General features: G+C 63.8%; 24 protein-coding genes and 1 tRNA gene. 10 read left to right on the forward strand and 15 right to left on the reverse strand.

From position 1 onward, the window contains the following. Positions 1-29 precede the first annotated feature (29 nt). From HWE04_RS15800 to trmB, 5 genes are all read left to right on the forward strand, one after another. A complete protein-coding gene (locus HWE04_RS15800; RefSeq protein ID WP_077236889.1) occupies positions 30-902 on the forward strand; it encodes an undecaprenyl-diphosphate phosphatase in 873 nt (290 codons plus the stop codon). Between the two features lie 38 nt (positions 903-940). Then, positions 941-2785, forward strand: coding sequence for a DNA helicase RecQ (gene recQ, locus HWE04_RS15805; RefSeq protein ID WP_241812989.1), 1845 nt, complete (start codon positions 941-943; stop codon positions 2783-2785). A gap of 247 nt (positions 2786-3032) precedes the next feature. Continuing rightward, entirely contained in the window at positions 3033-3764 is a 732-nt protein-coding gene (locus tag HWE04_RS15810) for a molybdate ABC transporter substrate-binding protein (RefSeq protein WP_241812990.1), read from the forward strand. 222 nt (positions 3765-3986) lie between these two features. Next, positions 3987-4060: transfer RNA gene (locus HWE04_RS15815), tRNA-Gly, on the forward strand. Between the two features lie 79 nt (positions 4061-4139). After that, the gene (gene trmB / locus HWE04_RS15820; protein WP_241812991.1) at positions 4140-4859 is read left to right on the forward strand and encodes a tRNA (guanosine(46)-N7)-methyltransferase TrmB; all 720 of its coding nucleotides are present in this window, start codon (positions 4140-4142) and stop codon (positions 4857-4859) included. Positions 4860-4943: 84 nt separating this feature from the next. On the opposite strand, the gene HWE04_RS15825 is transcribed toward trmB, so the two are convergent. The 5 genes from HWE04_RS15825 to HWE04_RS15845 form a co-directional block, all read right to left on the reverse strand. Then, entirely contained in the window at positions 4944-6512 is a 1569-nt protein-coding gene (locus HWE04_RS15825; RefSeq protein WP_241813053.1) for a methyl-accepting chemotaxis protein, read from the reverse strand. A gap of 342 nt (positions 6513-6854) precedes the next feature. Next, positions 6855-7790, reverse strand: a complete 936-nt coding sequence (locus tag HWE04_RS15830) for a hypothetical protein (RefSeq protein ID WP_006461926.1) — start codon at positions 7788-7790, stop codon at positions 6855-6857. 187 nt (positions 7791-7977) lie between these two features. Further along, a complete protein-coding gene (gene arfB, locus HWE04_RS15835; protein WP_006461925.1) occupies positions 7978-8385 on the reverse strand; it encodes an alternative ribosome rescue aminoacyl-tRNA hydrolase ArfB in 408 nt (135 codons plus the stop codon). A gap of 15 nt (positions 8386-8400) precedes the next feature. Then, entirely contained in the window at positions 8401-9057 is a 657-nt protein-coding gene (locus HWE04_RS15840; protein WP_241812992.1) for an alanyl-tRNA editing protein, read from the reverse strand. A 93-nt stretch (positions 9058-9150) separates the two neighbouring features. Further along, the gene (locus tag HWE04_RS15845) at positions 9151-12072 is read right to left on the reverse strand and encodes an HD domain-containing phosphohydrolase (protein ID WP_241812993.1); all 2922 of its coding nucleotides are present in this window, start codon (positions 12070-12072) and stop codon (positions 9151-9153) included. A gap of 450 nt (positions 12073-12522) precedes the next feature. Here HWE04_RS15845 and HWE04_RS15850 point away from each other — a divergent pair, with 450 nt between their 5' ends. After that, positions 12523-12732 carry a cold-shock protein gene (locus HWE04_RS15850; RefSeq protein ID WP_006461922.1) on the forward strand — a complete coding sequence of 70 codons (210 nt, stop codon included), beginning with the start codon at positions 12523-12525 and terminating at the stop codon, positions 12730-12732. Positions 12733-13321: 589 nt separating this feature from the next. On the opposite strand, the gene HWE04_RS15855 is transcribed toward HWE04_RS15850, so the two are convergent. From HWE04_RS15855 to HWE04_RS15870, 4 genes are all read right to left on the reverse strand, one after another. After that, positions 13322-13948 carry a trimeric intracellular cation channel family protein gene (locus HWE04_RS15855; protein ID WP_006461921.1) on the reverse strand — a complete coding sequence of 209 codons (627 nt, stop codon included), beginning with the start codon at positions 13946-13948 and terminating at the stop codon, positions 13322-13324. A gap of 148 nt (positions 13949-14096) precedes the next feature. Continuing rightward, positions 14097-14306, reverse strand: coding sequence for a protamine P1 domain containing protein (locus HWE04_RS15860; RefSeq protein WP_077236895.1), 210 nt, complete (start codon positions 14304-14306; stop codon positions 14097-14099). A 184-nt stretch (positions 14307-14490) separates the two neighbouring features. After that, positions 14491-16140 (reverse strand): PAS domain-containing methyl-accepting chemotaxis protein, encoded by a 1650-nt coding sequence (locus tag HWE04_RS15865; protein ID WP_241812994.1) that lies wholly within the window; start codon positions 16138-16140, stop codon positions 14491-14493. A 387-nt stretch (positions 16141-16527) separates the two neighbouring features. Next, a complete protein-coding gene (locus HWE04_RS15870) occupies positions 16528-17151 on the reverse strand; it encodes an attG domain containing protein (RefSeq protein ID WP_077236897.1) in 624 nt (207 codons plus the stop codon). Positions 17152-17291: 140 nt separating this feature from the next. On the opposite strand from HWE04_RS15870, the gene HWE04_RS15875 reads away from it, so the two are divergent. From HWE04_RS15875 to HWE04_RS15885, 3 genes are all read left to right on the forward strand, one after another. After that, positions 17292-17774, forward strand: a complete 483-nt coding sequence (locus tag HWE04_RS15875; RefSeq protein WP_077236898.1) for a nucleotide pyrophosphohydrolase — start codon at positions 17292-17294, stop codon at positions 17772-17774. A gap of 55 nt (positions 17775-17829) precedes the next feature. Then, the gene (locus tag HWE04_RS15880; RefSeq protein ID WP_241812995.1) at positions 17830-19407 is read left to right on the forward strand and encodes a methyltransferase regulatory domain-containing protein; all 1578 of its coding nucleotides are present in this window, start codon (positions 17830-17832) and stop codon (positions 19405-19407) included. 236 nt (positions 19408-19643) lie between these two features. After that, the gene (locus HWE04_RS15885) at positions 19644-20471 is read left to right on the forward strand and encodes a diguanylate cyclase (protein WP_241812996.1); all 828 of its coding nucleotides are present in this window, start codon (positions 19644-19646) and stop codon (positions 20469-20471) included. 137 nt (positions 20472-20608) lie between these two features. Here HWE04_RS15885 and HWE04_RS15890 read toward each other — a convergent pair whose 3' ends face one another. The 5 genes from HWE04_RS15890 to HWE04_RS15910 form a co-directional block, all read right to left on the reverse strand. Beyond that, positions 20609-21112: a hypothetical protein gene (locus tag HWE04_RS15890; protein WP_077236900.1), complete on the reverse strand. Its 504-nt coding sequence runs from the start codon at positions 21110-21112 to the stop codon at positions 20609-20611. Positions 21113-21250: 138 nt separating this feature from the next. Next, positions 21251-21655: a DUF2325 domain-containing protein gene (locus HWE04_RS15895; protein ID WP_241812997.1), complete on the reverse strand. Its 405-nt coding sequence runs from the start codon at positions 21653-21655 to the stop codon at positions 21251-21253. A 121-nt stretch (positions 21656-21776) separates the two neighbouring features. Further along, positions 21777-22475, reverse strand: coding sequence for a helix-turn-helix transcriptional regulator (locus HWE04_RS15900; protein ID WP_241812998.1), 699 nt, complete (start codon positions 22473-22475; stop codon positions 21777-21779). A gap of 118 nt (positions 22476-22593) precedes the next feature. Further along, entirely contained in the window at positions 22594-22965 is a 372-nt protein-coding gene (locus HWE04_RS15905; protein WP_006461911.1) for a VOC family protein, read from the reverse strand. 136 nt (positions 22966-23101) lie between these two features. After that, positions 23102-24130, reverse strand: coding sequence for a bile acid:sodium symporter family protein (locus HWE04_RS15910; protein WP_241812999.1), 1029 nt, complete (start codon positions 24128-24130; stop codon positions 23102-23104). A gap of 111 nt (positions 24131-24241) precedes the next feature. Here HWE04_RS15910 and HWE04_RS15915 point away from each other — a divergent pair, with 111 nt between their 5' ends. Continuing rightward, positions 24242-25090, forward strand: a complete 849-nt coding sequence (locus HWE04_RS15915; protein WP_102661594.1) for a LysR family transcriptional regulator — start codon at positions 24242-24244, stop codon at positions 25088-25090. A 12-nt stretch (positions 25091-25102) separates the two neighbouring features. On the opposite strand, the gene HWE04_RS15920 is transcribed toward HWE04_RS15915, so the two are convergent. After that, a complete protein-coding gene (locus HWE04_RS15920) occupies positions 25103-25501 on the reverse strand; it encodes a hypothetical protein (protein WP_051110868.1) in 399 nt (132 codons plus the stop codon). Positions 25502-25537: the final 36 nt, after the last annotated feature.

Here is a 25537-nt window from a genome sequence, read left to right on the forward strand (position 1 = left end):
CTTTCGCCACCCCCTTCAGAGCACACTCCATGGCCAACGTCTGCAGCGCCGGGCTTGATATCGGCTTTGCCTCCCTGAGCTACGCGCAGATCGGTTTCCTCGGCATCGTCCAGGGCATCACCGAACTGCTCCCCATTTCCTCCACTGCCCACATGCGCATCGTGCCGGCCTTTCTCGGCTGGCATGATCCGGGTTCTGCCTTCTCGGCCGCCATGCAACTGGCGGCGCTGGCCGCCGTGATCAGCTACTTCCGGCGCGATGTCTCGGCCGTCACCGGCGGCAGCCTGGCGGCCTGGCGCCGTCGCGATTTCAGCGACCCCATGTTCAAGCTGGCCGTGGCCATCATCCTGGCGACCATCCCCATCGGCATTGCCGGCCTGGCGCTGTCGCACGTACTCAACGCCTGCGGCTCGCCGCTGCGCAGCCTGTCCGTGATCGGCTGGTCCTGCATCGTCATGGCGCTGCTGCTGGCGCTGTCCGAACTGGTCTGCCGGCATCGCCGCAGCGTCGACCAGATGCGCCTGCGCGACGCCCTCATCGTCGGCCTGGCGCAGGTTGGCGCGCTGATCCCGGGCGTTTCCCGCTCCGGCTCCACGCTCACCGCGGCCCTGTTCCTCAATTTCCGCCGGGAAGAGGCGGCACGCTTCTCCTTCCTGCTGGGTTTGCCGGCCATCGCCCTGGCGGGCCTCAAGGAACTGGCCGTGCTGCTGCACGCCCACATCCCCCTGGAAGCCTGGGGTGTCCTGCTGTTTGGCCTGGCCGTGGCGAGCGTCTCGGCCTTTGCCGCCATCTGGGGATTGATGAAATTCCTGGAGCGTTTCTCCACCTGGCCCTTCATCATCTATCGAGCCGTACTGGGTGTTTTCCTGTTGTTCGCGGTGTCCCGGGGCTGGCTGCAATAAAATAGCGCCTTCGCTACGCAGCAGCTTCAGGTTTTTCCATGGTCGATTTCGATTCCCTGCCCGCCGGCGCCACCCAGCAAGAACGCGCATTGCATGTGCTGGAGACGGTGTTCGGTTATTCGTCCTTTCGCGGTCATCAGGGCGAGATCGTCCAGCACGTCGCCGGAGGCGGTGATGCCCTGGTGCTCATGCCCACCGGCGGCGGCAAGTCGCTGTGCTACCAGGTACCGGCCTTGCTGCGCGCCGGCACCGGCGTGGTGGTCTCGCCGCTGATCGCCCTGATGCAGGACCAGGTGGACGCGCTGGCCGAAGTCGGCGTGCGCGCCGCCTTCCTCAATTCCACCCAGAGCTTCGACGAAGCCATGCAGATCGAGCGCCGCCTGCGCCAGGGCGACCTCGACCTGCTCTACGTCGCCCCCGAACGGCTGATGACGCCGCGCTGCCTGGAACTGCTCGAATCCTCCCGCATTTCCCTCTTTGCCATCGACGAAGCGCACTGCGTCTCGCAATGGGGCCACGATTTTCGGCCGGAATACATCAAGCTGTCGGTACTGCACGAGCGCTTCCCGCAGGTGCCGCGCATCGCCCTGACGGCGACCGCCGACCAGCAGACCCGCGAAGAAATCATCCACCGCCTGCAACTGGAAGATGCACGCCAGTTCGTCTCTTCCTTCGACCGCCCCAACATCCGCTACCAGATCGTGGAAAAGGCCAACGGTCGCAAACAGCTGCTGGACTTCATCAAGAGCGAACACCCCGAGGATGCCGGCATCGTCTATTGCCTCTCGCGCAAGAAGGTCGAGGAAACCGCCGAATTCCTGCGCGGCGAAGGCATCAATGCCCTGGCCTACCATGCCGGGATGGACTACGCGCTGCGCACCGCCAACCAGGCGCGCTTCCTGCGCGAGGACCGGATCGTGATGGTCGCCACCATCGCCTTCGGCATGGGTATCGACAAGCCCGACGTACGCTTCGTCTGCCACCTGGACCTGCCCAAGAGCGTGGAAGGCTATTACCAGGAAACCGGCCGCGCCGGCCGTGACGGCTTGCCCGCCGACGCCTGGATGGCCTATGGCCTGCAGGACGTGGTGCAGCAGCGCCGCATGATCGATGAATCCGAAGCCGACGACAGTTTCAAACGCGTCCAGAGCACCAAGCTCGACGCCATGCTGTCCCTGTGCGAAACCCTGCACTGCCGGCGCGTGCATCTGCTCGATTACTTCGGTGAGAAGTCCGGCCCCTGCGGCAATTGCGATACCTGCCTCACGCCCCCGGTGTCCTTCGATGCCACCGTCGAGGTGCAGAAGCTGCTGTCCACCGTCTATCGGGTCGACCAGCGCTTCGCGCCAGGTCATGTGATCGAGGTGCTGCGCGGTATCGACGGCGAGCGCGTCAAGCAGTGGCGGCACGACCAGCTCTCCGTCTTCGGCGTGGGCAGCGATCGTGGCGAAGCCGAATGGCGTGCCATCCTGCGCCAGGTCATCGCCCTGGGACTGCTGACGGTGGATGCCGAGAACTACAGCGCCCTCAAGCTCACCGAAGCCGCCCGCCCGGTGCTGCGGGGTGAACAGCAGGTGCAATTGCGCCGTTACCGCAAGCCGGAAAAGGCCAAGCGCAGCTCCCAGCGTTCCGGTTTCGTCGAGACCGATCTCGACACCGAAGAACAGGCGCTCTTCGAAAAGCTGCGCTGGTGGCGCGTCGAAACCGCGCGCGCCCACAATGTCCCGGCCTATGTCATCTTCCACGATGCGACCATGCGCGAAATCGCCAAGGCCCGACCGCAATCGCTGGATGACCTGCGCCACGTCACCGGCGTGGGTGAGAAAAAGCTGGAAACCTACGGCGCTCAGATCATCGCGTTGATCGCAGAGATGCAGACCTGAGCGGGGCGGGGGATGGATCGGGATTGTCGTCGCCATCGGCGCAATCCGCTCCAGTCCGTTCTACGTCAACGTCGCCGGTCGTCTTCATGCAAGGCCTGCCAGCAGGGAACAAACGCTCCACCTTCACGCGTCGTATAATCAGCGCCGACGCGCTTTCTGCTTTCCTTCCTCTGTTCCCATCCGCTGCACTTCCACCTCTGGAGAAATCGTGCGCCCGTTCTGTCTCCCGCTTCTTGTAGCCGCCGCCTTGTCCGCCCTGATCGCACTGCCCGCCGCGGCCGGCGATCTCAAGATCCTTGCTGCCGGCGCCATTGCACCCGTCGTCCGCACCGTGGCAGCCGACCTTGAGCAGCGCAGCGGCATCCATGTGACAGTGGAAAACGCCACCGCGGGCGTCATGGACAGACGTGTGCGCTCAGGTGCCGCTTTTGATGTGGTCGTCGTGCCAGACGGCGTATTGAAAGGCCTGGGCAAGGATGGCTATCTCAACCTGGCAAGCAGCCGCCCGATTGCGCGCGTGGGCATCGCGGTTGCGGTAAAGCAGGGCGCCCCGGCGCCGGCCATCGCCACCGTCGCCCAGTTCAGGAAAGCATTGCTGGACGCGCCATCGGTAGCGCTGATCGATCCCAAGGCCGGAGGGTCAAGCGGGATCTATCTGGAAAAGCTGTTTGAGAAACTCGGCATCGCCGCCCAGATGCATGCCAAGGAAGTCCTGGTGCCTGGCGGTCTGGTGGCCGAAAAGCTGGTCGATGGCAGCGCCGCGCTGGCACTGCATCAGCAGAGCGAAATCCTGCAGGTCAAAGGCGCCCACCTGGTCGGTCCCTTACCCGCCGCCATCCAGAACTACACCGTCTATGCCGGTGCAGTGGGCGCGCACTCTGCTTCTGCTGTCGCCGCACGGGCCTTTCTGACGATGTTTGCAGAGCCGGCGGCGCGCAAGGCGATTGAGGAGCATGGGTTGTTGCCGGAAGATCGTTGAGGGGGGGATGTGCCCGATTCAGCATCACCATGCGCCACTGATCGTCGGGGCAGGCCTGTGAGGTAGCGGACCGCTTCCATCAGCTCAAGCATGTGCAGATCGCTGCATGCTGGACAGGCGGGCCGCGGTCCTGACGATGCTGACTTCTCGTCAATCCTCCCCTTGGTCAATCCCCGATGCTGGAAAAGACCCGTCGTAACCCGGTATAATGCCCACCCACACGCGGGTGTAGCTCAATGGTAGAGCAGAAGCTTCCCAAGCTTAAGACGAGGGTTCGATCCCCTTCACCCGCTCCATACCGCATGCGGCCTGCCGCCGGAAGCCTCCGGCACACGAGGGATTCAGGGCCGCGCTTCACCGATTCACGAGTCATCCATGTCTGAGAACAAATCCGGCAAGCCGCTTTTCTATGATCCGAGCGAGCGCCGCATCCGCAGCTTCGTCACGCGCACCGGGCGCGTCTCCAATGCACAGGGTCGTGCGCTGGAAGAACTGGGCCCCAGGTTCATGCTGCCCTATGCCAAGCAAGCCCTGGATCTGCAGGCCGCTTTCGGCCGCTCGGCGCCGACCGTGCTGGAGATCGGCTTCGGCATGGGCGAGACCAGCGCCAAGATCGCCGCATTGATGCCGGAAAAGAATTTCATCGGCGTGGAAGTGCATACGCCCGGCGTGGGCAGCTACCTGAAACTGGCCGGTGAAGGCAACCTGGATAACGTGCGCATCATCCAGCACGACGCCGTGGAAGTGCTCAACAACATGATCGTGCCAGGCGCCCTGGCGGGCGTGCACGTGTTCTTCCCCGATCCCTGGCACAAGGCGCGCCACAACAAGCGCCGCCTGATCCAGGCGCCGTTGGTGCAGCTGCTGAGCTCGCGCCTGGCCGTGGGCGGTTACATCCACTGCGCCACCGACTGGGAAGACTATGCGATCCAGATGCTGGAAGTGCTGGGCGCGGAGCTGACGCTGAAGAACACCTCTACCGATCCCTCGGGCTATGCACCGCGTCCGGATTATCGTCCCACCACCAAGTTCGAGAACCGTGGCCTGCGTCTGGGGCATGGGGTGTGGGACCTGGTGTTTGAAAAGCTGGCGTAAACCCGGTAACCCGGCGTTGGGGCAAAAAATCAAAAGGCATGTCGGGCTCCGACATGCCTTTTTCCTTATAGCCGCCTCCGCTTCCTACCTCAGCTTGAACACCGCCACCGCCCGCTCCAGGCCTTCGGCCTGAACCTGCAGGCTCTCGGCCGCCGCTGCGGCCTGCTCGACCAGCGCCGCGTTCTGCTGGGTGACCATATCCATCTGCACCACGGCCTTGTTGACCTCGTCGATGCCAGCACTCTGTTCGCGATTGGCATCGGTGATGTTGTCCATGATGGCGGCGACCTTCTGGACCGAGGCTACGATCTCCTGCATCGTATCGCCGGCGCCACCGACCAGTGAGGTACCGGCATTGATCTTGCCGACCGAGTCGTTGATCAGTTCCTTGATTTCCCGGGCCGCCGTGGCCGATCGCTGGGCCAGCGAGCGCACCTCGGACGCCACCACCGCAAAGCCGCGCCCCTGCTCGCCGGCGCGTGCGGCTTCCACCGCCGCATTGAGCGCCAGGATATTGGTCTGGAAGGCAATACCGTCGATCACTCCGATGATGTCGACAATCCTGCGCGAACTCTCTTCGATGGCCTGCATGGTTTCGATCACCGCCCCGACCATCTGCCCACCACGCACGGCGACGCCGGAGGCGGCTCCGGCAAGCTGGTTGGCATGGTGGGCGTTGTCGGCGTTCTTCTGCACGGTGGAGGTGATCTCCTCCATCGAGGCTGCGGTTTCTTCCAGCGAGCTGGCCTGTTCCTCGGTGCGTTCCGACAGGTCGCGGTTGCCGTTGGCGATTTCGGTGGCAGCGACCGTGATGGCGCCGGTACCGTGTCGCACTTCCGAAACGATGTTGGCCAGGTTGCCGTTCATCTCCTTCAACGCATGCAGCAACTGCGCGGTTTCATCCTTGCCCGATACAGCGACGTCCGAACGCAGGTCACCTGCGGCGACGGTCTGCGCAATCTGCACCGCCACGCCGAGCGGTCGCACGATGCTGCGCACCAGCCACCAGGTGATGCCGATGCCCACCAGCAACGACAGCGCAATGGACGCGCTCAGCAATGTCCGCGCATGCAGGTAGTCGGCCTGGCTGTCGGCGTTGATCTCGTCGCGCATCTGGTGAGCATGGGCCAGTACGGCGGCGACGATGTCGTCGATCATCCTGGTCGGCAGGCGGTCTACACCTTTGACCTGTTCGTCCACCCGGGCGACCGATGCCGGGTCGTCGGAGGCATAAGCCTTCAAGGCATCGAGGTACCTGGTCAGCAGCTCGGCATGCGCCTCCTGTGCCTTGCGCGCTGCCTCCTGGCTCATGCCGATCTGCGGCATGAGCTTCTCCAGCTTCTTCAGCGAGGCCTGGGTGGCGGCGCTCTCATCGATGAATGCCTGGCGATATTTGTTGAAGGCGTCAGGGTCCTTGCCGCGCAACAGGGTGTTCTTCCACTCCTGCACCTGGATCTTGAACTGCACCTGGGCACTGCGTGCGGCGTCCACCGACTGTTCGATCAGCGCGCCTTTCTGCATCGCCTGCGCGCCCTGGCCGTAGATCTCGTCCAGCACCAGCCAGCCACGTACTCCGACGAAGGCGGTCGCTGCCAGCAACAGTGCCGCCAGGAACCCCAGTCGCATGCCGATCCTGAAATCGTTGAGCTTCATCATTCCTCCCGGAAGTGCTGCACCTCATTTCACAGACATCGCAGACATCACAGACAGTTAACGGCACGGCAGACGGCGGGCTGAAGAGCCGCCAAAGGCAAATTCCGCGCTGGCGTCGCATGAAGACATGCAGCGACGGGCGGGTGATTGAACTGATGAAGCATGCACGCTCATGCGCCAGCGTGATGGTGCTTGCGGAAAGACGAAACGCCTGTCGCGTCGACAGCGCTGATGACGTAGCGGTACCGTGGCGGTGCGGACCGCCGCCACCATGCACGGTAGCAAGCAGAGGCCCGCCGTGCGGCCCAAGTCGGGGGCCGGCCGGCAGGCGCTGCGTGCTTTTCAGCCGTCCTTGTTGATCCGTGTGATCAAGGCCTCCAGCACCTCTTCTGCACGTTCGTTGTCCACCTGGCAGGTACCGGCGTTCTCGTGTCCGCCGCCGCCGTATTCCAGCATCAGTGCACCGATATTGGTCTTGGAGCTGCGGTTGAGGATGGACTTCCCGGTGGCGAAGACGGTGTTCTGATTCTTCAGGCCCCACAGTACGTGGATGGAAATGTTGGTCTGCGGGAACAGGGCGTAGATGATGAAGCGGTTGCCGGCGAAGATGGTCTCTTCCTTGCGCAGGTCCAGCACGACCAGGTTCTTGTGTATCGTGGCGCAGCGGCGGATCTGCTCCTTGCATTTCTCCGCATGTTCGAAATACAGCTCGCGACGTTCCTTGACGTCCGGCGAATCCATGATCTGATCGATGGTGTGCGTCTTGCACAGCTCGATCAGGTCCATCATCAGGTTGTAGTTGGAGATGCGGAAATCGCGGAAGCGCCCCAGGCCGGTGCGCGCATCCATGAGGAAGTTCAGCAGGTCCCAGCCTTGCGGGTTGAGCACTTCCTCCTCGTTGAAGCGGGCGGAGTCACCCTTGTCGACGGCGGCCATCATGTCGGCCCATGCCGCCGGGAAAGTCTTGTCACCACCGTAGTAGTCATACACCACGCGCGCAGCCGACGGCGCCTCCGGATGGATCACGTGGTTCTTGCGTTCACCAGTGTTGCGGATGGTTTCGGACAGATGGTGATCGAAGGCCAGATGCACGCCCGCAACGAAGGGCAGGTTGGTGGTGATGTCGTTGTCGCTGATGGCGATCTTGCCATCCTGCATGTCCTTGGGGTGGACGAACAGGATCTCGTTGATCATGTCCAGATGCTTCAACAAGACTGCACAGACCAGACCATCGAAGTCGCTGCGCGTGACGAGACGATATTTCTTTGCTTCCGACATGGTGACATCCCCCTCCATTGATGAAATTGACCCGGTGTGTTCATCGCCTGACCATGGCTTGCTCGCTTGATGGCTTGCCCATGGATCATCCCTTTGCGATGCAAAAGTCCATGTTACCTCGTTACCCTGGAGCCAGGCGGGAATTCTTGCGGTCCTCGCTGACCCTGTTCGGCGGCCCGGGCCGGCATCAGTCGCGCACCTTGCCGCGCATCGATTTGATCTCGCCGCGCTGTGTCTTGCTCTGCAGTCGTTTCCGCTGGGAACTACGGGTCGGGCGGGTCGGGCGGCGCGGCACCGGTACCGCCGCGGCCAGGGCCAGCATTTCCTGGAGGCGCTGCAAGGCTTCCGCCTTGTTCTTTTCCTGGCTGCGATGTGTCTGCGCCTTGATGATGATGACGCCGTCCTTGCTGATGCGCTGGTCCGACCATGTCAGCAGACGTTGCTTGATCTCATCCGGCAAGGAAGAGGCGTGGATGTCAAAGCGCAGGTGGATCGCGCTCGATACCTTGTTGACGTTCTGTCCGCCTGCGCCTTGTGCGCGGATAGCCGTCAGTTCGACTTCTTCCTCGGGGATCAACGGGATGGAAATGGTCAAGCCCTCTGTTGATATTCAGGCAGTCTGCAGGCCGGCATCGAGCATGATCTCGATGCGTTCCTTGCCTTTACCGGTGTTCTTGCGCTTGAGCCGAATCTGGCCCACTTCGGCCGTGGTGCGCGGGTGCGTGCCGCCGCAGGCCATGCGCGCGAAGCCTTCGACTTCCCAATAGCGACGCCCGGCCTGTTCATCGCTGAAGGCGGTGACGATCGGCAATCCCGCTGTGACCAGCCGTTGCGTGGCGGCCTCGATTTCCCCGAACAACGGCGCCAGGCTGGTCTCGCTGGCGAAATCCACGCGCGCCTTGTCCGCTGCGATATGGGCGCCGATGCGTTCGATCCCGGGGCGCAACTGGTACACCAGCTGCAATACCATCTCGGCGGCGAAATGCAGGCGCATCAGGCGGTACCGGCGCTCCCAGTCGATATGCATCTTCACTGCATCGCCGACCTGCAATCCATGCCCGGCCGGCAGCGTGTAGACGATGGACATGTCGCGCTTTTCCGCCGTGAGGACAGGATGGCCGCCGAGTGTGCCGGCGTCGCTCTCCTGTCCGCCGGAGAAGGCGAAGAAGATGGTGTCGGCCACTTGGACCTGATCGCCATCGAGGTGGGTGATCACGGTATCAAGTTCGGTCTGGTAAGGCGCCGACCAGAAGATCTTGTGCGTCATGGAATGCGTTCGCAAGGGATAAGAGGGTGTGCCAATGTCGGCAGCCGCCGATTCTACGCCGGAAGTGCTGGCCGGCCCAGGCCTGCCTGCGCTTCAGGCCGGCGGGGGCACCAGCAATGCTTCGATGCCTGCGATATCGACCTCGTCGCGTTGCGCCGGTCGCAGCATGTCATCGGCATAGTTCTGCCACAGCCGGCTGCGCAGGAAATAGCGGAACAAATCCGCATCCAGATGGCGGTCGCGGCACATGAAGGCCATGATGCGCAGCGATTCCGACAAGGTCTTGGCCGGCTTGTAGGGACGATCTGCCGCGGTCAGCGCTTCGAACACATCGGCCAGCGCCATCACGCGGTCCTGCAAGGGCAGGTCGCCCGCCAGCAGGCCACGTGGGTAGCCGGTGCCGTCCATTTTCTCGTGATGGTTGGCGGCCGTGTCGGGCACGCTCTTGAGCGAATCGGGCCAGGGAAGGCTCTTGAGCATCACCAGGGTTTGCACGATGTGGTTGTTGATGGCGAAGCGGTCTTCCTCGGTCAGCGTGCCGCGCCGTACCGTCAGGTTGTGCAGTTCGCCCATGTTCTGCCGATAGCGCGGCAGCTTCATGTTGAAACCCAGTGTGTTGCGCGGGTCATCGCGTTCGACCGCCGGACGATGTTCCTCATCCCACGCCACCATGTGTTCCGGCCGATCGGCCAGCAGCTGCTCGGTCTGCGGCAATGCCTGGGCCGGCTGGCCGCCACGCGCTGCCGCCAGGCGCCGGGCTTCTTCATCGGCCAGTCCGAGGCTGTCGTCGAAGTGACGTTGCCAGGTCTGCGCGGCAATCTGGCGCAACTGCGCGATGGCCTGTTCCGACATCGCCTCGCCTCCCACATTGCATTGCGCGACAAAGGCGAAATCCTCGTGCAGTCGCTTGCGCCTTTCCTCAAGTCGCAGTCGCAGCGCCTCGGCCTGTGCTGGTGCCAGCGCAGGCAGGTACTCGTGCAGGAGCTCCAGTTCGGCATCGCGCCACAAGACCTCGAAGCGCATCCGCACTTCGTGGATACGGTTGTGGATCACTTCCAGCTTGGTGGCCTTGTCCACGATGTGCTCGGGACTGGTGACCTTGCCGCAATCGTGCAGCAGCGCGGCCAGCTGGAAGGCGTAGCGCTGGTCCTCGTTGAGGCTGAAGTCGGCGTAGCGACCGTCGCGCTCCTGTTCCAGGCTCTCCACCAGCATGATGGCCAGGTGCGGCACGCGTTCGCAGTGGCCACCGGTATAGGGGCTCTTGGCATCGATGGCGTCGGCCATCAGGCGGATCAGGGATTCCAGCAGGGCCTTCTGTCCGGCGATCAGTTGGCGCGTTTCGATGGCCACGGCCAGCATGCCCGACAGCCTGCGCGCAAAGGCCAGGAAGCGCGGATCCTCATGAGCGCTGTCGTGCGCATGCATCAGCACCAGCAGCCCTTCCAGCGAACCGTTGCGGCCGCGCAGGTCCAGTTCCACGCGCAGGCAGTTGTCGTCGGTTTCGCGGGCCATGTCGGCGGCAGGGCCGTGTTCCTCGTAGGCCATGGTATCGGTCAGTCCGCATTGCTGCCCGTAGGCGGCCGCACGCTGCATCTGCCGGCTCTCGCGCTGCCACAGGTAGACTGCTCCACCATCGCAGCGGGTGGCCTGGACGAATTTCTCCAGCACCTGCTGCAACATTTCTTCGACATGGATTTCCGTGCTGAGGATGGCACTGATATCGAGGAAGGCTTCTACCGTCAGGCTGACGTGGTCCACCATCTGGGTCAGCATATTGACTTCGCGCAGCACGCTGCGTTTGCGGTCCTGGGTACGGAAGTCGAAGCGCGACATGCGCCCGGCCTGCAGCGCCAGCCGTTCCATGCTGCGCCCGATGGCACGGCCAGCCCACCAGCCCAGCGGCAGGAAGGCGATCACCAGCAGCAGCGCCACCAGTACCAGTGTCTTGCGATTGCGATCCAGTTGACCCAGCAGTTCGTCGCCGGGCGCGGCAATCAGCAGATTGAGGGTGTGGCCGTCGATGACGTTGAAGGGCAGGGACAGGCCCAGCCATTCCCTGCCGTTGACATCGTAGAGGGCGCGCTGCTCGCCCGCCCTGGACTTGGCCGACAACAGCGACAGGCTCGACACGTCCAGTTCGGCCAGGCTGCGGAAGCGGAAGTTGTCGCCGTCCTGCTCCAGTACCCGACCCATGTCACCGTAGGCGATCACCTTGTCGTTCTCGTCCACCAGCGCCAGTTCGCTGTGGGGCGTCAGGCGCAGATTTCCCAGGCTGGCCGCCAGGTCATCGAGCGTCATGTCGATGGCCACCACTGCGTCGCTGTTACGGGCGCGCTGCGACAGGCTGATGCCGATCTGGCGCGTGGTAAAGAATACGTAGGGTGCCGAAATCGCGGGTGCCAGCGAACGGTCCGCGCTGGCGTACCAGGGGCGGGTGCGGGGATCGAAACGGTAAGCGGGTTGGTCTTCCAGGGCCAGCAGTTTCAGCTCGGCACTATAGAAACGGTATTGGCCCTTCGGCTGGCCGGCGCCATTGACGGTGATGGTCTGCACCAGGAAAGCGGTTGCCGCCGGTGCGCCAAAGAACTCGCGTTGCTCGGCGCCGCGTAGCGCCCGCACCAGCAGGAAGTCACCATTGGGATAGCCCACATAGACCGCCGAGACCAGCGGGTTGGCAACCATGTCGATGGAGAAGGCGGCAATCCGAGTGAGACGTTCGTCCAGTGTGCCGGCCTGCGTGATGGGATCGAATGCCAGCTGGCGCAGCGTGGCCACGGCAGGGTCGATGATGCGGCGCGAGCGTTCCGTCATGATGCGCCCGGCGTCCTCGGCCGAGCGTTCGGCCATGTCCAGCAGGACCTGACGCGCGCCCCACCAGCCCACCGACACCAGCACCACCGCCAGCAGGATCATGCCGGCCATCACCAGTGCTGAAATACCAAAGCGCACCGGCAAGCCAGGCAGGCTGGCATCGTCGTCGGCCGTATCGGGCAAAGGGCGTTCGGGAAGGGGCATTGAGCACGCAGGGACTGGTGACATGCAGCGAAACCCGCGATGCCGTTTGCAGCGCCAAGCACAGGCGCAAACGGGACACGGCCATGCGACTGAATATACCGGAATTACGTTGGAGTCGCATAAAGTGGTTAAGCGGTTTTTCTTCCCCCTGCTCGCCGTTTCGATTTACCGCGTAAGACGACGGGATGTCGCTGAGGGGATGCGGCGTGACAGCGCCCTGTTTTTCATAAAAACCACACATTTGTTGACAAGGAGAGGCAATTTGCTGCTAGTCGTGTACAATGCTGGTTGTACTTGCATCAAGTTGTATTCTTGTTGGTTCCAATTCCGCCTGACTGTCGTTCCCTCCTCGGTCGTTCTGTTTTCTTTCCTTCGGTTTCAGTTCTTGGTCTCAAGTGCCTTGCAGGCATGTTGCCTTCATTCGTCCCAAACTTTTCCAAAGGAATAAACATGAGCACTCAAACCGGCGTAGTCAAATGGTTCAACGATGCCAAGGGCTTCGGCTTCATCACTCCTGATGCCGGCGGCGCCGACGTCTTCGCGCACTTCCAGGACATCCAGTCCAATGGCTTCCGCAGCCTGTCGGAAAATCAGCGCGTGTCGTTCGACCGCGGTGTCGGCCCCAAGGGTGAAAAGGCCACCAACATCAAGGTCATCTAAGACCTCGATCTTCGCGCAAGCGAACCCGAACATCCCCGCTGCCCGCGCCTGAACGCCAAGGTATTCCATACGTTCCGATGGCCAGGCCGGCAGCACCAAGCGGCATCACCTCACTCCGGACGAGGGCTTCCTCGGAGCGGCACCTGGCAGATAGTCAGGGCCGATCCCGATCCGGAAGAGGGGATGCCAGCCCTTCCTGTATCAGCCGCGCGGCGTTTCGCTGCGCTCAGGATGCACAGGGCGCGGCCGGCGATCGCCAGTGGCCAGCCCCATGTGGCCGTGCAGATAGCGCGGGCATGTGGCAGGTACAGCAAATCGTCCGCCGATCACGGGCTTGTCCCGTGGAGCAAATAGTTAATTAAGCGCTCGTAGATGGAGTGACTGGACCGCCGATCCCTGAGATCTGCCGGGACCAGGACAAGACGAACACCTGGAGCAGGACCGCACCGGCCAGATAGGCCGGGCAGGTCGGATCGGTGACACCTAGCAGATAGCCTGGGTCGCGGTGAATCCAGCGTTAATCAATGAACGGCCCGCCTCATCCGAGGCGGGCTTTTTGCGTTCTGGGGCGTGGTGGGCGGCGCAGAGCTCAGTCGAAGCCGCGCACCCGTTCCTTGTCCATGCGCGGCAATTCCCAATGGAAGCGGATGGCCAGCAGGCGTACCGAAAAGCCCAGCAGCAGCGAGCTCAGGGTGGCGATGCGGCTGTCGATCTGCAGATGCAGGATCAGCACATACAGGGCGCCGGTCAACAGCGAGACGCTGGCGTAGATCTCGCGCCGCAGCACCAGCGGGATTTCGTTGCACAGCACGTCGCGCAGCAGGCCACCGAATACGCCGGTGACCATCCCCAGCATGACCACGATGGCGGGATGGAAGTTGTCGAAGCTGCGGGCGATGTCGCAGCCGATGATGGTGAAGGCCACCAGCCCCAGCGCATCCACTACCAGGAAGGCCGATTTGAAGTGATGCAAGGCACGCGCCGCGACTGCCGCCACGATGGCCGCGCAGATGGTGAAGGCCAGGTATTCCGGATGCGCCACCCAGCCCAGCGGATAGTGACCGATCAGGATGTCGCGCACGGTGCCGCCACCGAGCGCGGCGACCGTACCGATGAGGCAGATACCGAAGATATCCATATCCTTGCGGATACCCATGAGCGCGCCGGAGACGGCTTCGGCGCAGATGGCGATCAGATAGATGGTGTACAGCAGCATGGCAGGGTCCGGGCGAGCCGAAGAAGTCGGATTGCCCGGATTATTGCATGTCGCCCTGCGGACCGCGATGGCCGGATACGCATTCCATCACGCAATGTCAACGCGACCGTCACCACCATGGGTGATGCGCTCGCGTGAAACGGTTGGCTCAGGCCGTGGTATCGATGATGTTGCCGATCGCCTTGATACCCGAGCTGACGCTATCGGCCACCGCATGTGCAGCCGAGGAGACGGCGTCGGCCGTGGTGTCGTAGGCGCTTTCGATGTCGTCGCCCACTTCCACGGCGACCTTCTTGATTGGTGCGATGACGGTGTTGTAGAAGCCGCTGTTGCCGGAGGAAACGGAAGATACGCTCATGTGAAACTCCCTTGTGATGAGATCGAAGGCACCCGGCAGATTGCATCGATATCGTCAGCGATACCGCAGACCACCGGGCGGGAGTTCATCATAAGCAAGCGCGACAGCCGTGCAAAGGTGCCACCCCCTGCCATGCGCGTAAAGATATGCAATGCTGTGTAAAGCAGGCTTCCTCGCTGCGGCTTTATTGCGCCAGCATCAGGCCCGGGTCCTGCGCGCGCGATGGCCGCAGCGCCGCCGATGCGCCGGGGCGCGTAGCGCCGTGGCTGATCTTGAATACCGACATGGCCTGGCTCAGCTTGACCGCCTGGTCGCGCAGGTTTTCGGCGGCCGCCGCGGCCTGCTCCACCAGCGCCGCATTCTGCTGCGTGGTTTCGTCGATGGCATTGACGGCCTGGTTCAGTTGTTCGATGCCGCCGCTCTGCTCATTGCTGGCCACCGTGATCTCGGCCATGGTCACCGCCATGTTTTCCACTGCACCGCCCAGGTCACCCATGGCTTGCGCGGTCTCCCGCACCAGCTGGTTGCCGCTCTCCACCTTGGCGCGGGAGTCGTCGATCAGTCCCTTGATGTCCTTGGCGGCCGAGGCCGAACGCTGCGCCAGCGTGCGCACTTCCGACGCCACCACGGCAAAGCCGCGGCCCTGTTCGCCGGCGCGGGCTGCCTCGACGGCCGCGTTCAGGGCCAGGATGTTGGTCTGGAAGGAAATGCCATCGATGAGCGCGATGATGTCGACGATCTTGTGCGAGGCCGTATCGATTTCTTCCATGGTCTTGCCCATGCGCTGCACCGACTGGCTGCCACGCTGGGCAATGGAGGAGGCCGATTGTGCCTGGCGGTCGGCATTGGCGGCGGAGTCGGCGTTCTGGCGCACGGTGGCGGCGAACTGCTCGACGCTGGACGCGGTCTCCTCCAGCGCCGAGGCCTGCGATTCGGTGCGCCCGGAAAGGTCCATGTTGCCGCTGGCGATCTCACCGGTCGAGATGGTCATCGATTCCACATTGCGTCGCACGTCGCCGATGATGGCGCGCAGGTTGACGTTGAGTTGCTGCAAGGCCTGCAGCAGCAAGCCCATGTCGCCGCGAGCGTCGGTATCGATATGCAGGTCGAGGTCGCCACCGGCCAGACCATGCACGGACCGGATGGCCCTCTGCAACGGTGCCACGATGCTCGCGTGCAGCAGCGCCCACGAACCCAATAGCAGGATGGCGCCCAGCGCTGTCCCCAGCCACACCGCGTACGGGCTGCCGCCAGCGCGCTGCACGGCGGCCCCGGCAACGACGCCGCCCAGCAGGAACATCAGTGTCAGCACGCTCATGGTCCAGCCCAGTCGTCGCGCCACCGACAGGTCACGCAGACCTTGCAGCCATCCCACCAGGCCGGTACGGACCACAGCGCCGCGATGGATACGCACGCCACGCGCCTGACCGGCCACAAAGCGTCGATACGCGGTATCGGCGGCCTGCACCTGCTCCCGCGAAGGACGGGTACGCACCGACATGTAGCCGACAGCGCGGCCGTTTTCCCGCACCGGCGTCACGTTGGCCTGTACCCAGTAGAAGTCACCGTTCTTGCAGCGGTTCTTGACCAGCCCGTTCCAGGGCAGCCCGGCCTTGAGCGTGGTCCACATGTCGGCAAAGGCTTCGCGCGGCATTTCCGGATGGCGCACGATATTCTGCGGTGCGCCGATCAGTTCGGCCTCCTCGAAGCCGCTGATTTCCACGAAGTAAGGATTGACGTAGAGGATGTTGCCCTGCAGGTCGGTCTTGGAAACGATGGACTTGCCATCCTCCAGCAACCGTTCATTGGTGGTGATAGGTAGATTCGTGCGCATGCTTGCCCCCGTGCCCTCGGACCGCCCGACCCTGCCCGGGCTACGGTCCTGCCGCTGTTATAGAAAGCTGCAGCGCTTCTTCCCCAAGTGCTGCAGCCCCGTTTTTCAAGACAGGCCATGGCTGATTATGGACCTGACGTGGAATCCCGAGTCTGTAAGAAGGCGATCCATGGCCGTTCCGCAATGGATGTTTCCCGTCAGCCTGTCCCGGCGTGATCGGGGAAACACGGAAACCACGATGTCCAGAATCTAAACGTTGGCTTGCCTTTTCGATCCGAGAAACAGGCAGGCATTTCCCGTTGAAACCTTCGCGGTCTTGGCGTTTTATTGTGCTGTACCTGCGCGACCGCAGAGTTTCCCTGCGTCATCGGTCGCGCCGAGCGGGGATCACTGGCGCGGCTGCACCTGGAACAACACGCCTTGCGGCACCAGTTCGACCGAGAGCAACTGATCGGCCACGACCTCGGTCATGCGTTGTCCCGGATTGTCCAGCGCGACCGTGGTCAGGCGGGTAATAAGGGGCAGCAGCTTGTCCTGGCCGGAAGTAATGAAGCTGCGCGCGGCGCTGGAGGCACAGATGAGGAATTCGTCGCGGGCGCCCTGTGTCTTGTTGGTCAGCATCACGCCCACGTTGCGCAGCTCGCCGCTCTTGTTGAGGGTACCGATGATGGTGGTCTGGGCCGGACCGACCTTGGCGTCGAGCACATAGTCGTACTGGCCGGGATGCAGGCGGTCCGCGTCCAGCATGTAAAGACGGGCCATGTGCTCGGGCTCTTCTACCTGCATGTCCTTGAGCACATCGGCGAGGCGCTCATTGAAGCGCGCCGCGAATTGCTTGGGCGTGATGCCCAGGGTGGTCTGCGCGGCTTCGTGCTCGGCCAGTTGCTGGTCGACGTGTCGGTCGCAGCCGGCCGCGAGCAGGGCCAGCATCAGCGTGACGCAGGACAGGAGACGCAGCGGGGAGCGAAGAGATGTCGGCATGGTGATCGAAATGTCGCGTGTTTTGCTCATTGTGCCTCATTACGGCAACACGGGAACTGTCCCAGATCAATCGTCCCGCCTGCGTCTGTGTGGGTTGGTGATAAAGTGTCGAGCCAAGCCGATGCGCATCAATACAACAGCGCCATAGCGCACTCCCCGGACAAGACGCCATGACTGATCATTCCGCCCAGCCCCCTGCCGATCCCGCTGCAGCCGCTGCCAGCTCCACCACTCCAGCCGCCCCAGCCACCCCTGTCTCCGACCTGCATGAACTGCGCGACATCATCCGCCGCTTTTCCGGTGAGCGCGACTGGCTGCGCTTCCACACGTCCAAGAACCTGGTCATGGCCTTGTCGGTGGAGGTAGCCGAGCTGATGGAGCATTTCCAGTGGCTGCCGACCGGTGCCATGCACGAGCTTGACGACGCCGCGCGCGAAGGCATCCGGCACGAGATGGCCGACGTGCTGGTCTACCTGATCCAGCTGGCTGACCATACCGGCGTCGACCTGCGCAGCGCCGTGCTGGAGAAGATGGAACTGAACCGCCGCAAGTACCCCGTGGAGCTGGCACGCGGCAACGCCCGCAAATACGATGTGCTGGCCGCTTCGGCAGCGGCCGACGCCACCGGCGGCGATGCCGGTCAGGCGCGCTGAGCCGGCAGTCGTCCCTTATCCCTTAGCCAGTCTTCCCTGCCGTACGGAGCCCGCCTTGAACAACTGGAATGACGGTTACGTCGTCGACATCGCCTACACCTATGGCTACTACCCGGGCCTGAACCCGGCACGCCTGCCGCTGGCCTTCGCCTTTCACGGCTTGCGTGCGCCGGCCATCCAGACCGCCTGTGAGCTGGGTTTCGGCCAGGGGCTGTCGACCAATTTCCATGCGGCCGCGTCCGGCACGCGCTGGTGGGGCAATGATTTCAACCCGCTGCAGGCAGCCTTCGCCCGCGAACTGGCGGCCGCCAGCGGTAGCGGGGCGCAACTGGAGGATTCCAGCTTCTCGCATTTCTGCCGGCGTGACGACCTGCCCGATTTCGACTTCATCGCCCTGCACGGCATCTGGAGCTGGGTCTCGCAGGAAAACCGCGAGATCATCTTCGATTTCATCGACCGCAAGCTCAAGCCCGGTGGCGTGCTCTACCTGAGCTACAACACCCAGCCCGGCTGGTCGGCATTCATGCCGCTGCGCGACCTGCTGGTGCAGCACACCCAGCAGGTGGGCAATGACGAGCAGGGTTTGCCCACCGCAGCCCGCATCGATGCCGCGCTGGCCTTCGCCGCGCAGATGTTCGAGACCGATCCGGTCTATGCCCAGGCCAATCCCTTCATGCGCGATCGCCTCAAGATCCTGCAGCAGCAACCGCGCAGCTACCTCGCCCACGAATACTTCAATCGCGACTGGCATGCCGAAGCCTTCGCCGACATCCATCGCTGCCTGGCGCGCGCCGGCCTGCAGTTCGCCTGCCCGGCGCATTACATCGACCATCTCGACATGGCCAACCTGACTCCCGCCCAGCGCCAGTGCCTGGCCGAGATCAGCGACCCGGTGCTGTACCAGAGCGTGCGCGATTTCATGGTCAACCAGACCTTCCGGCGCGATTACTGGGTGCGCGGCGGGGAGGTCCTCGACGAGCGCCAGCGGGTACAGGCGCTGGCGCTGCAGAGCGTGGTCCTGCTGACCGAGCCGGACAAGGTGCCGCTGACCATCCAGAACGTGGCCTCCGAGATCACCCTCAACCGCCTGATCTACGAGCCCATCCTGCAAGCCCTGTCGGACTACCAGCCGCATACCCTGGTCGACCTGGCGGCGACGCTGGCGCATCGCAACCTGAACCTCTCGCAGGTGATCGATTCGGCCCTGATGTTGATCGGCACCGGCCATGCCGCGCCGTTGCCTGCCGAGTCGGATGCCGCCACCCAGGCCCAGATCGCGCGCCGCACCAGCGACTTGAATGCCTGGCTGCTGCAGCGTGCAGCGCTGGCGCCAACCCATGGCATCGGGAGTGACGAGGGTGACATCAGTCATCTGGTCAGCCCGCTTACCGGCGGTGGCGTGCGCGTGGATCGCGTCGAGCAGCTGTTCCTGCTGGCGCGCCAGCACTGCGGCGATGACATCGACGCCTGGCCGGCCCAGGTCTGGCGCCACGTTGCGGCGCAGGGCAAGCGGCTGGTGCGCGACGGTGTGCGGCTGGAAGGCGAAGAGGAAAACCTGGCCGAACTGGCGACCCAGGCCCGGCTGTTCGCCCGCACCCGGCTGCCGTTGCTGCAGGCCCTGCAGGTGGCCTGATGGCAGGCCAGGCGCGCCAATCACGACGGCCATCCTCAAGGCAATCCTCACCACAATCCTCACGGCGCGGTGAACGGTGCGGCAGAACGGGGAGGGCGTCCACGCCCCGGATGACATTGCGCGTTGCATCGCAGCGTCCGAGCCTGTAGCATTTCGCGTGGCCGTATTGCCGGCCGTCACTGCCGCGCTTGCAGCCCCCGGCGCCGGAATTCTTTAAGGAAAATCGGTTTCTGCCTATGTCCCTGTCCCGAACACTTCAAACTCGCCTGACCCTGGCCGCTACCGCCGCCGTGGTCGTCACCGCTGCCGTCCTGACCGCCATGGCGTGGAGCGGCACGCAGGGCCTGGCTGGCGCCGCCATCGTGCTGGTGCTGCTGTCGGCATTGCTGTCCTGGCTGCTGCTGGGGCAGTTGCTGCGGCCGCTGGGCGGTCTTGAAAGCGAACTGCAGAACCTGCAGAGCGAGCGCAAGCAGTTGGTGGAGGAGCGCGACGATGCGCGCGTCCATCTGGAAGAAATGGAAAAGACCCTGGCCCGCGTCGGCCTGGAAGATGCCCTCACCGGCCTGGCCAACCGTCGTCAGTTCGAGCGTGGCCTGCTGGAGGAATTCAACCGCGCCGCCCGCACCAATCTTTCGCTGGCGGTGATCATGATCGACATCGACCTGTTCGACGAATACAACACCGCCTACGGTCGCATGGCCGGCGACAAGGTATTGCGCCGGGTGGGCAGCGCCATCCGCGATACCAACGTGCGACCGGAAGACCTGCTCTCGCGGTTCGGGACCCAGGAAATCGCAGTCCTGCTGCCGGGGTCGAAGCTGGAAGGCGCGCTGATCGTGGCCGAACGCATCCGCAAGTCGATCGAGCAGCTCGACATCACCCACAGCGCCAGCCCGACCGGACGGGTGACCATCAGCATCGGTATCGCCTCGGTGACGCCACAGCGCCAGGTGGACGAGCCCGAAACGGTGCTGCGCGAATCGGAACAGGCACTGGCACTGGCCAAGGCCTCCGGCCGTGACTGCATCCGCACCACCGAGGATCTGGTCAAGGCGCAGGCCTGAGCCGGTCCCCGTCCCCTCTTGACCCGGGCTGATCGCGCCAGGGTCACGCGGAGTGCAAATGGACAAATGCCGCGCGTTGCAATCTGCAGCGCGCGGCATTTTTCTTGGACGGGCGGGGGCGCCATTACGGCACCACCTCAAGGTTGTTCCGGCCCCGGCACCAGGAATTTGGACTTGGCGCAATACATCTTGGCATTGGTATCGTTGTAGACGATCTTGCTGCCCGCCTGCGACTGTCGCACCGGGTAGGCGGTGTCATCATCGGGCGTAAAGCGGATGCCCAGCGCCGCCTTGATGGCGTCGGTCAGCTTGACCGGCGTGGTGTTGAAGTAGGCCCCGATGAAATCGGCCTGGCTGCTGCTGTCATTGACCAGGAAGTCGGTCGCCTGCATGCCCCACAGCGAGACATTGGTGGCCTTGAACCAGTAGGCGCCACCCTCGGTCTTGTACGGAGGGCCGAAGGCTGCCACCAGATAATCGAAGAAATACTTGCTGTTGAGCTGGTTCAGGCACAGCAGGGCATTGCCGACCTCGATGCCGAAACTGGGCTGCGGTGCAGCGTGCGCCGCCGGTGCGACGGTGGCCGCGCAGGCCAGCACCAGCGCCAGGAGGCGATTGCTCAGGCGGGTTACGATCTTCAAACGGACTCCCGGAAATTGCCGTGACGGCATGTTGTCTGTGCGGCCAGGCAATGCGGGCCAGGGAGTCGATTGTAGGGGGCTTTTGCCGATTTTTCCAATCCGTACTGCAGCGCGGCATTTTTTGCGGCGGATGGGCTGCTAGCGCTTGCGCCGCAAGACCCGGTCGCCGCGTGCCGAGGGACCGTCGGCCGGTGCATCCTCGGCGGCCAGGTGACCCAGTCCGTCGAGGAAGGACGCGATGCCCGTCCCCTTCACCAATACACAGGGTTTGCCCAGTTTCTTGCAGGTGCTCTTGACCAGGTGACAGGCGTTGTGACTGATGTTGCCGGAGGCGCAGATGACAATGTCGGCCGCCGCCAGCATGGGCGTGAGCCGATGCAGGTTGTCTTCGCGGCCACCATCGTGATGCAGGAAACGGCCGGCACGTATTTCGATCTCGGCCCGGTAGTGATTGCGGGCGCCGGTCAGGCCGCCCACGCACAGCACGCAGCGGTCGGCCAGCGAAACGGCAGCTTGGGCAGGGGAGGACAGGGCAGCACGCATGAGACAGACTCGCCGGAAGTAGAGGACGGTTCCAGCCTACCCGCCGCCACTTGTGGCGCGAACGAATCAATTTGCAGCTACATATGCGATTTGCGTTGCAGGTGCCGCAAGCCCGTATGGTTCAGGCCGCCGGCTGGTTGCGGGCCTGGCGTTGCATGGCCCGTACGAAGTCGGGCAGACGCCGGCCATTGCGGTCCGGGTAATGGCCCTGCTCGCTCATCTGTTGCACACGGTCCAGGCGGAAGGAGCGAAAGTCGTCGCGCTGTTCGCACCATGCCGCCAGGAGCCAGGTGCCGCCGAAGAAAGCCAGCGCCAGCGGCCAGACCACGCGTTGGCTGGCGCGCTGCTGGGCGTCGGTGTAGTGCAGCAGCAGCTTGTGGCGGCTGCCGATGGCCTGGCGGATCGCCTCCAGCCGCTCGCCCCGGCCATCGGCATCTGGTGCGGTCGGGGCAAACAACGGTGTGGCTTCGACGAAGTCGCGTTTTTCCTTGGGCAGTGCCAGCACCACCTTGGCCAGCGCGGACGCGGCCGAGGCGCCCAGCTGCGGGCCACCCCAGGCTTGCACCATGCGCATGCCGATCACCAGGGCATCGATTTCATCGGCATTGAACATCAGCGGCGGCAGGTCATAGCCCGGCTTGATGCGATAACCGACGCCGGCCTCGCCATCGACCGGCACGCCCGACAGCGACAGATCGCGGATATCGCGATAGACCGTGCGTTCCGAGACCGAGAGCCATTGCGCCAGCTGGCGCGCCGTGGTGAGACGGCGTCCACGCAAATACTGGGTGATCTGGAACAGGCGGTCGGCTCGGCGCATGGAAGGCAGGCGGAAAATTGATGCGCGCCATTCTGGCATGCACGCTGCAGGCCCGCCACAGACTTCGATGCTGCTGTGCAAGATGCCGGCATGCTCGTCACCTGGCCGGGCCAGTCGCTCAGTGCATGGCGTGCAGCGCCATGCGGTTGCCTTCACTGTCGATGAATTGCGCGATATAGCCGATATCGTTGGGCAGCTGCGTGCGTTCCATGGTGAGCTCGCCACCGGCGGCGACCACGCGGTCGAGCACCGCCTGGATCGACGGTCCGGCATCGAGATAGATCAGTGTGCCCTGGCGGGTCGGCTCCAGCCAGCCGGGGCCGGTCAGGCAGCCGACCGAGCGGCCGTCGTCACGCACGAAGATGGCCATCGGACCGCTATCGCTGATCTGCTCCTGGCGCAACTGCGTGGCGAACACGGCTTCGTAGAAACGGGTGGCGCGCTGCAGATCCTTGGTGGCGATCTCGAACCAGTTGACTTGGGTTTGCATGTTCTTCTTCCTTTGCGTCGTTGATGAGGGATTTGTCATGCCGTGTGGCATGCGACGCATCATGCGCGAGGGCTACTGACAACGTTCTGTCAGTAGCCCTCGCCTGGGAAGAAGAAATGGGAAGAATCGAGTCGCTTCAGCGGGAGGTCGCCAGCGGTGCGCCGGGCTTGCCAGCTGTCGCAGCCTCAGCAACCTCGGCAGCCTCCACGCCTTCCAGCTGCGCCGCGTAACGCCGCGCCAGCACGGCACACAGCATCAGCTGCATCTGGTGGAACAGCATGATGGGCAACAGCACCACCGCTGCACCGCTGCCGGCAAACAGCACCGAGGCGATGGGGATGCCGGAGGCCAGCGACTTCTTGGAACCACAGAACACCAGCACGATTTCATCGCCGCGCGGCATCTTCAGGGCGCGTGCGCCGAAGGTGGTGATCAGCAGTACCGCGCCCAGCAGCACTGCATTGACCAGCACCAGCAAGGCCAGTTGGCCCGGCGGGAACAGGTGCCACACGCCCTGTACCACCGCCACGCTGAAGGCGGCATAGACCGACAGCAGGATGCCGCCGCGATCGACCACGTTGACGATCACCTTGTGGCGGTTGATCCATTCGCCGATCCAGCGCCGCATCAGGTTGCCCAGCACGAAGGGCAGCAACAACTGCAGCAGGATGCTGAGTACCTGCGACAGGCCATTGGCCTCGTGGTGCCGGTGCAGTAGCAGCGTCACCAGCAGCGGCGTGATCACGATGCCCAGCAGGTTGGACGCCGTGGCGCCGCAGATCGCCGCCGGCACGTTGCCACGGGCGATCGAGGTGAAGCCGATCGAGGACTGCACCGTCGACGACAGCGTGCAGACGAACAGCACGCCCATCCATAGTTGCGGCGTCAACAGGTCCGGCACCACGCTCTTGAGCGCCAGACCCAGCAGCGGGAACAGGATGAAGGTCGAGCCCAGCGTCAGCAGGTGCAGACGCGGTTGCTTCAGGCCCGACAGCGCCGCCTCGCGCGAGAGCTTGGCGCCATGCAGGAAGAACAGCAGCGAGATGGCCGCATTGCTGGCCAGGTGCATGAAATGCTCGAAGCTCCCGGTGGCCGGGAACAGCGTAGCCAGCAGCACGGTGCCGATCAGCAACTGGGTGAAGCGGTCTGGGAGGAAGCGGTTCATGACGTACTCGCAATGGAAAAGGGGTTTGTCGTCATGATAGGAAATTCGCCTGCCATCGGGAACCCCTCTGATCGCGTTGACTGTCATCGGGAAGTCCGATGATAATGCCCCATGCTCAATCCGCTCTGGCTCCAGACCTTTACCACCGCCGCCGCCTCTGCCAGCTTTACCGAGGCCGGGCGCCAGCTCGGGCTGACCCAGTCGACCGTGAGCGATCACATCCGCCGGCTGGAAGAAAGCCTCGGGCGGCGCCTCTTCGTGCGCGATACCCACTCGCTGGCGCTGACCGCCGACGGCGAGAGCCTGCTGGTGCATGCGCGCCTGATCCTGCAGGCACATGCCCGCGCCGAGGCCCAGTTCAGCGCCCCCCGCCTGCGCGGCCGGGTGCGCTTCGGCACTTCCGACGATCTCGCCATGGGGCCGCTGCCGGACATGCTGGCCGCTTTCCGCAGCCAGCATCCTGAAGTGGAACTGGAGATCACCATCGGCCTGACCAGCGATCTCTATGCCTCGCTGGACCAGGGCAAGCTGGATTTGCTGGTGGGCAAGCGCCGTGCCGGCGAATCGCGCGGTCACAGCATGTTTTCCACGCCGATGCAGTGGCTGACCCGGCCGGACACGCTGGTGGACCTGACCGAGCCGCTGCCCCTGATCCTGCTGCCCGAACCCAGCATCACCCGGGCCGCGACCTTGCAGGCGTTGGGCAAGTCCGGGCATCACTGGCGCATCGTCTGCACCAGCGGCAGCCACGCCGGCTGCATGGCGGCTGCACGGGGTGGCCTGGGACTGGCGGCCCTGCCGCAGCACCTGTCCTCACGTGACCTGGTGCCGCCGCTCAATCACGCGGCCCTGCCGCGCCTGCCGGATGTGGAATATGTGGCCCTGACGGCGCGCCGCCTGTCGCAACCGGCCGATACGCTGTATCAGATCCTGATGTCGAGCCGCCTCAGTCGCGGCTGAAGGGCAGGGCGCTCATGCCGGGTCGACCACCAGTGCCGGATTTTCCAGGGCACGGATGCGGCGGTCGACGAAGTAGCCGCCGGCCTCCATGTAGCGCAGGTAATGCCGACCGCACTGCGTGCAGCGGGCGACATTGCAGCGGTTGTAGGGATACCAGGCGGGGGCGATGGGCGCCGTCGGTGAATCGTAACGGGTACCCTCCGGGTGATATTCGGTGAAGGTCGGTTCCGCGTAGGGATCGGTGATCAGGGTGGCGACGTCGGCCAGCTGCGTCTCCGGCAGCGAGAGCGGCAGGCTGATCCAGCCGCTGGTGTCGACGGCACGGCAGTTGCAGTCCTGGGAAATGTCGGCGGAACGGGTGGCCAGTTCGCGCAGCAATGGTGGCGTGGCGTGGGGAAGCTGATCTTGCATGGGAGAGTGGTCGGGCCTGTGGATAAGTGCAAGTGT

The sequence above is a fragment of the Herbaspirillum sp. C7C2 genome, assembly GCF_022627865.1.
Lineage (GTDB): Bacteria > Pseudomonadota > Gammaproteobacteria > Burkholderiales > Burkholderiaceae_D > Herbaspirillum > Herbaspirillum frisingense.

Bases quoted from the DNA above. Each gene is read 5' to 3' on its own strand.
- HWE04_RS15840 (WP_241812992.1), bottom strand. From the start codon at position 9,057: ATGACGCACAAGATCTTCTGGTCGGCGCCTTACCAGACCGAACTTGAT.
- HWE04_RS15885 (WP_241812996.1), top strand. From the start codon at position 19,644: ATGTCCCTGTCCCGAACACTTCAAACTCGCCTGACCCTGGCCGCTACC.
- recQ (WP_241812989.1), top strand. From the start codon at position 941: ATGGTCGATTTCGATTCCCTGCCCGCCGGCGCCACCCAGCAAGAACGC.
- HWE04_RS15825 (WP_241813053.1), bottom strand. From the start codon at position 6,512: ATGAAGCTCAACGATTTCAGGATCGGCATGCGACTGGGGTTCCTGGCG.
- trmB (WP_241812991.1), top strand. From the start codon at position 4,140: ATGTCTGAGAACAAATCCGGCAAGCCGCTTTTCTATGATCCGAGCGAG.
- HWE04_RS15910 (WP_241812999.1), bottom strand. From the start codon at position 24,130: ATGAACCGCTTCCTCCCAGACCGCTTCACCCAGTTGCTGATCGGCACC.
- HWE04_RS15920 (WP_051110868.1), bottom strand. From the start codon at position 25,501: ATGCAAGATCAGCTTCCCCACGCCACGCCACCATTGCTGCGCGAACTG.
- HWE04_RS15845 (WP_241812993.1), bottom strand. From the start codon at position 12,072: ATGCCCCTTCCCGAACGCCCTTTGCCCGATACGGCCGACGACGATGCC.
- HWE04_RS15915 (WP_102661594.1), top strand. From the start codon at position 24,242: ATGCTCAATCCGCTCTGGCTCCAGACCTTTACCACCGCCGCCGCCTCT.
- HWE04_RS15800 (WP_077236889.1), top strand. From the start codon at position 30: ATGGCCAACGTCTGCAGCGCCGGGCTTGATATCGGCTTTGCCTCCCTG.
- HWE04_RS15855 (WP_006461921.1), bottom strand. From the start codon at position 13,948: ATGCTGCTGTACACCATCTATCTGATCGCCATCTGCGCCGAAGCCGTC.
- HWE04_RS15895 (WP_241812997.1), bottom strand. From the start codon at position 21,655: ATGCGTGCTGCCCTGTCCTCCCCTGCCCAAGCTGCCGTTTCGCTGGCC.
- HWE04_RS15875 (WP_077236898.1), top strand. From the start codon at position 17,292: ATGACTGATCATTCCGCCCAGCCCCCTGCCGATCCCGCTGCAGCCGCT.
- HWE04_RS15865 (WP_241812994.1), bottom strand. From the start codon at position 16,140: ATGCGCACGAATCTACCTATCACCACCAATGAACGGTTGCTGGAGGAT.
- HWE04_RS15850 (WP_006461922.1), top strand. From the start codon at position 12,523: ATGAGCACTCAAACCGGCGTAGTCAAATGGTTCAACGATGCCAAGGGC.
- HWE04_RS15905 (WP_006461911.1), bottom strand. From the start codon at position 22,965: ATGCAAACCCAAGTCAACTGGTTCGAGATCGCCACCAAGGATCTGCAG.
- HWE04_RS15900 (WP_241812998.1), bottom strand. From the start codon at position 22,475: ATGCGCCGAGCCGACCGCCTGTTCCAGATCACCCAGTATTTGCGTGGA.
- HWE04_RS15830 (WP_006461926.1), bottom strand. From the start codon at position 7,790: ATGTCGGAAGCAAAGAAATATCGTCTCGTCACGCGCAGCGACTTCGAT.
- HWE04_RS15860 (WP_077236895.1), bottom strand. From the start codon at position 14,306: ATGAGCGTATCTTCCGTTTCCTCCGGCAACAGCGGCTTCTACAACACC.
- HWE04_RS15870 (WP_077236897.1), bottom strand. From the start codon at position 17,151: ATGAGCAAAACACGCGACATTTCGATCACCATGCCGACATCTCTTCGC.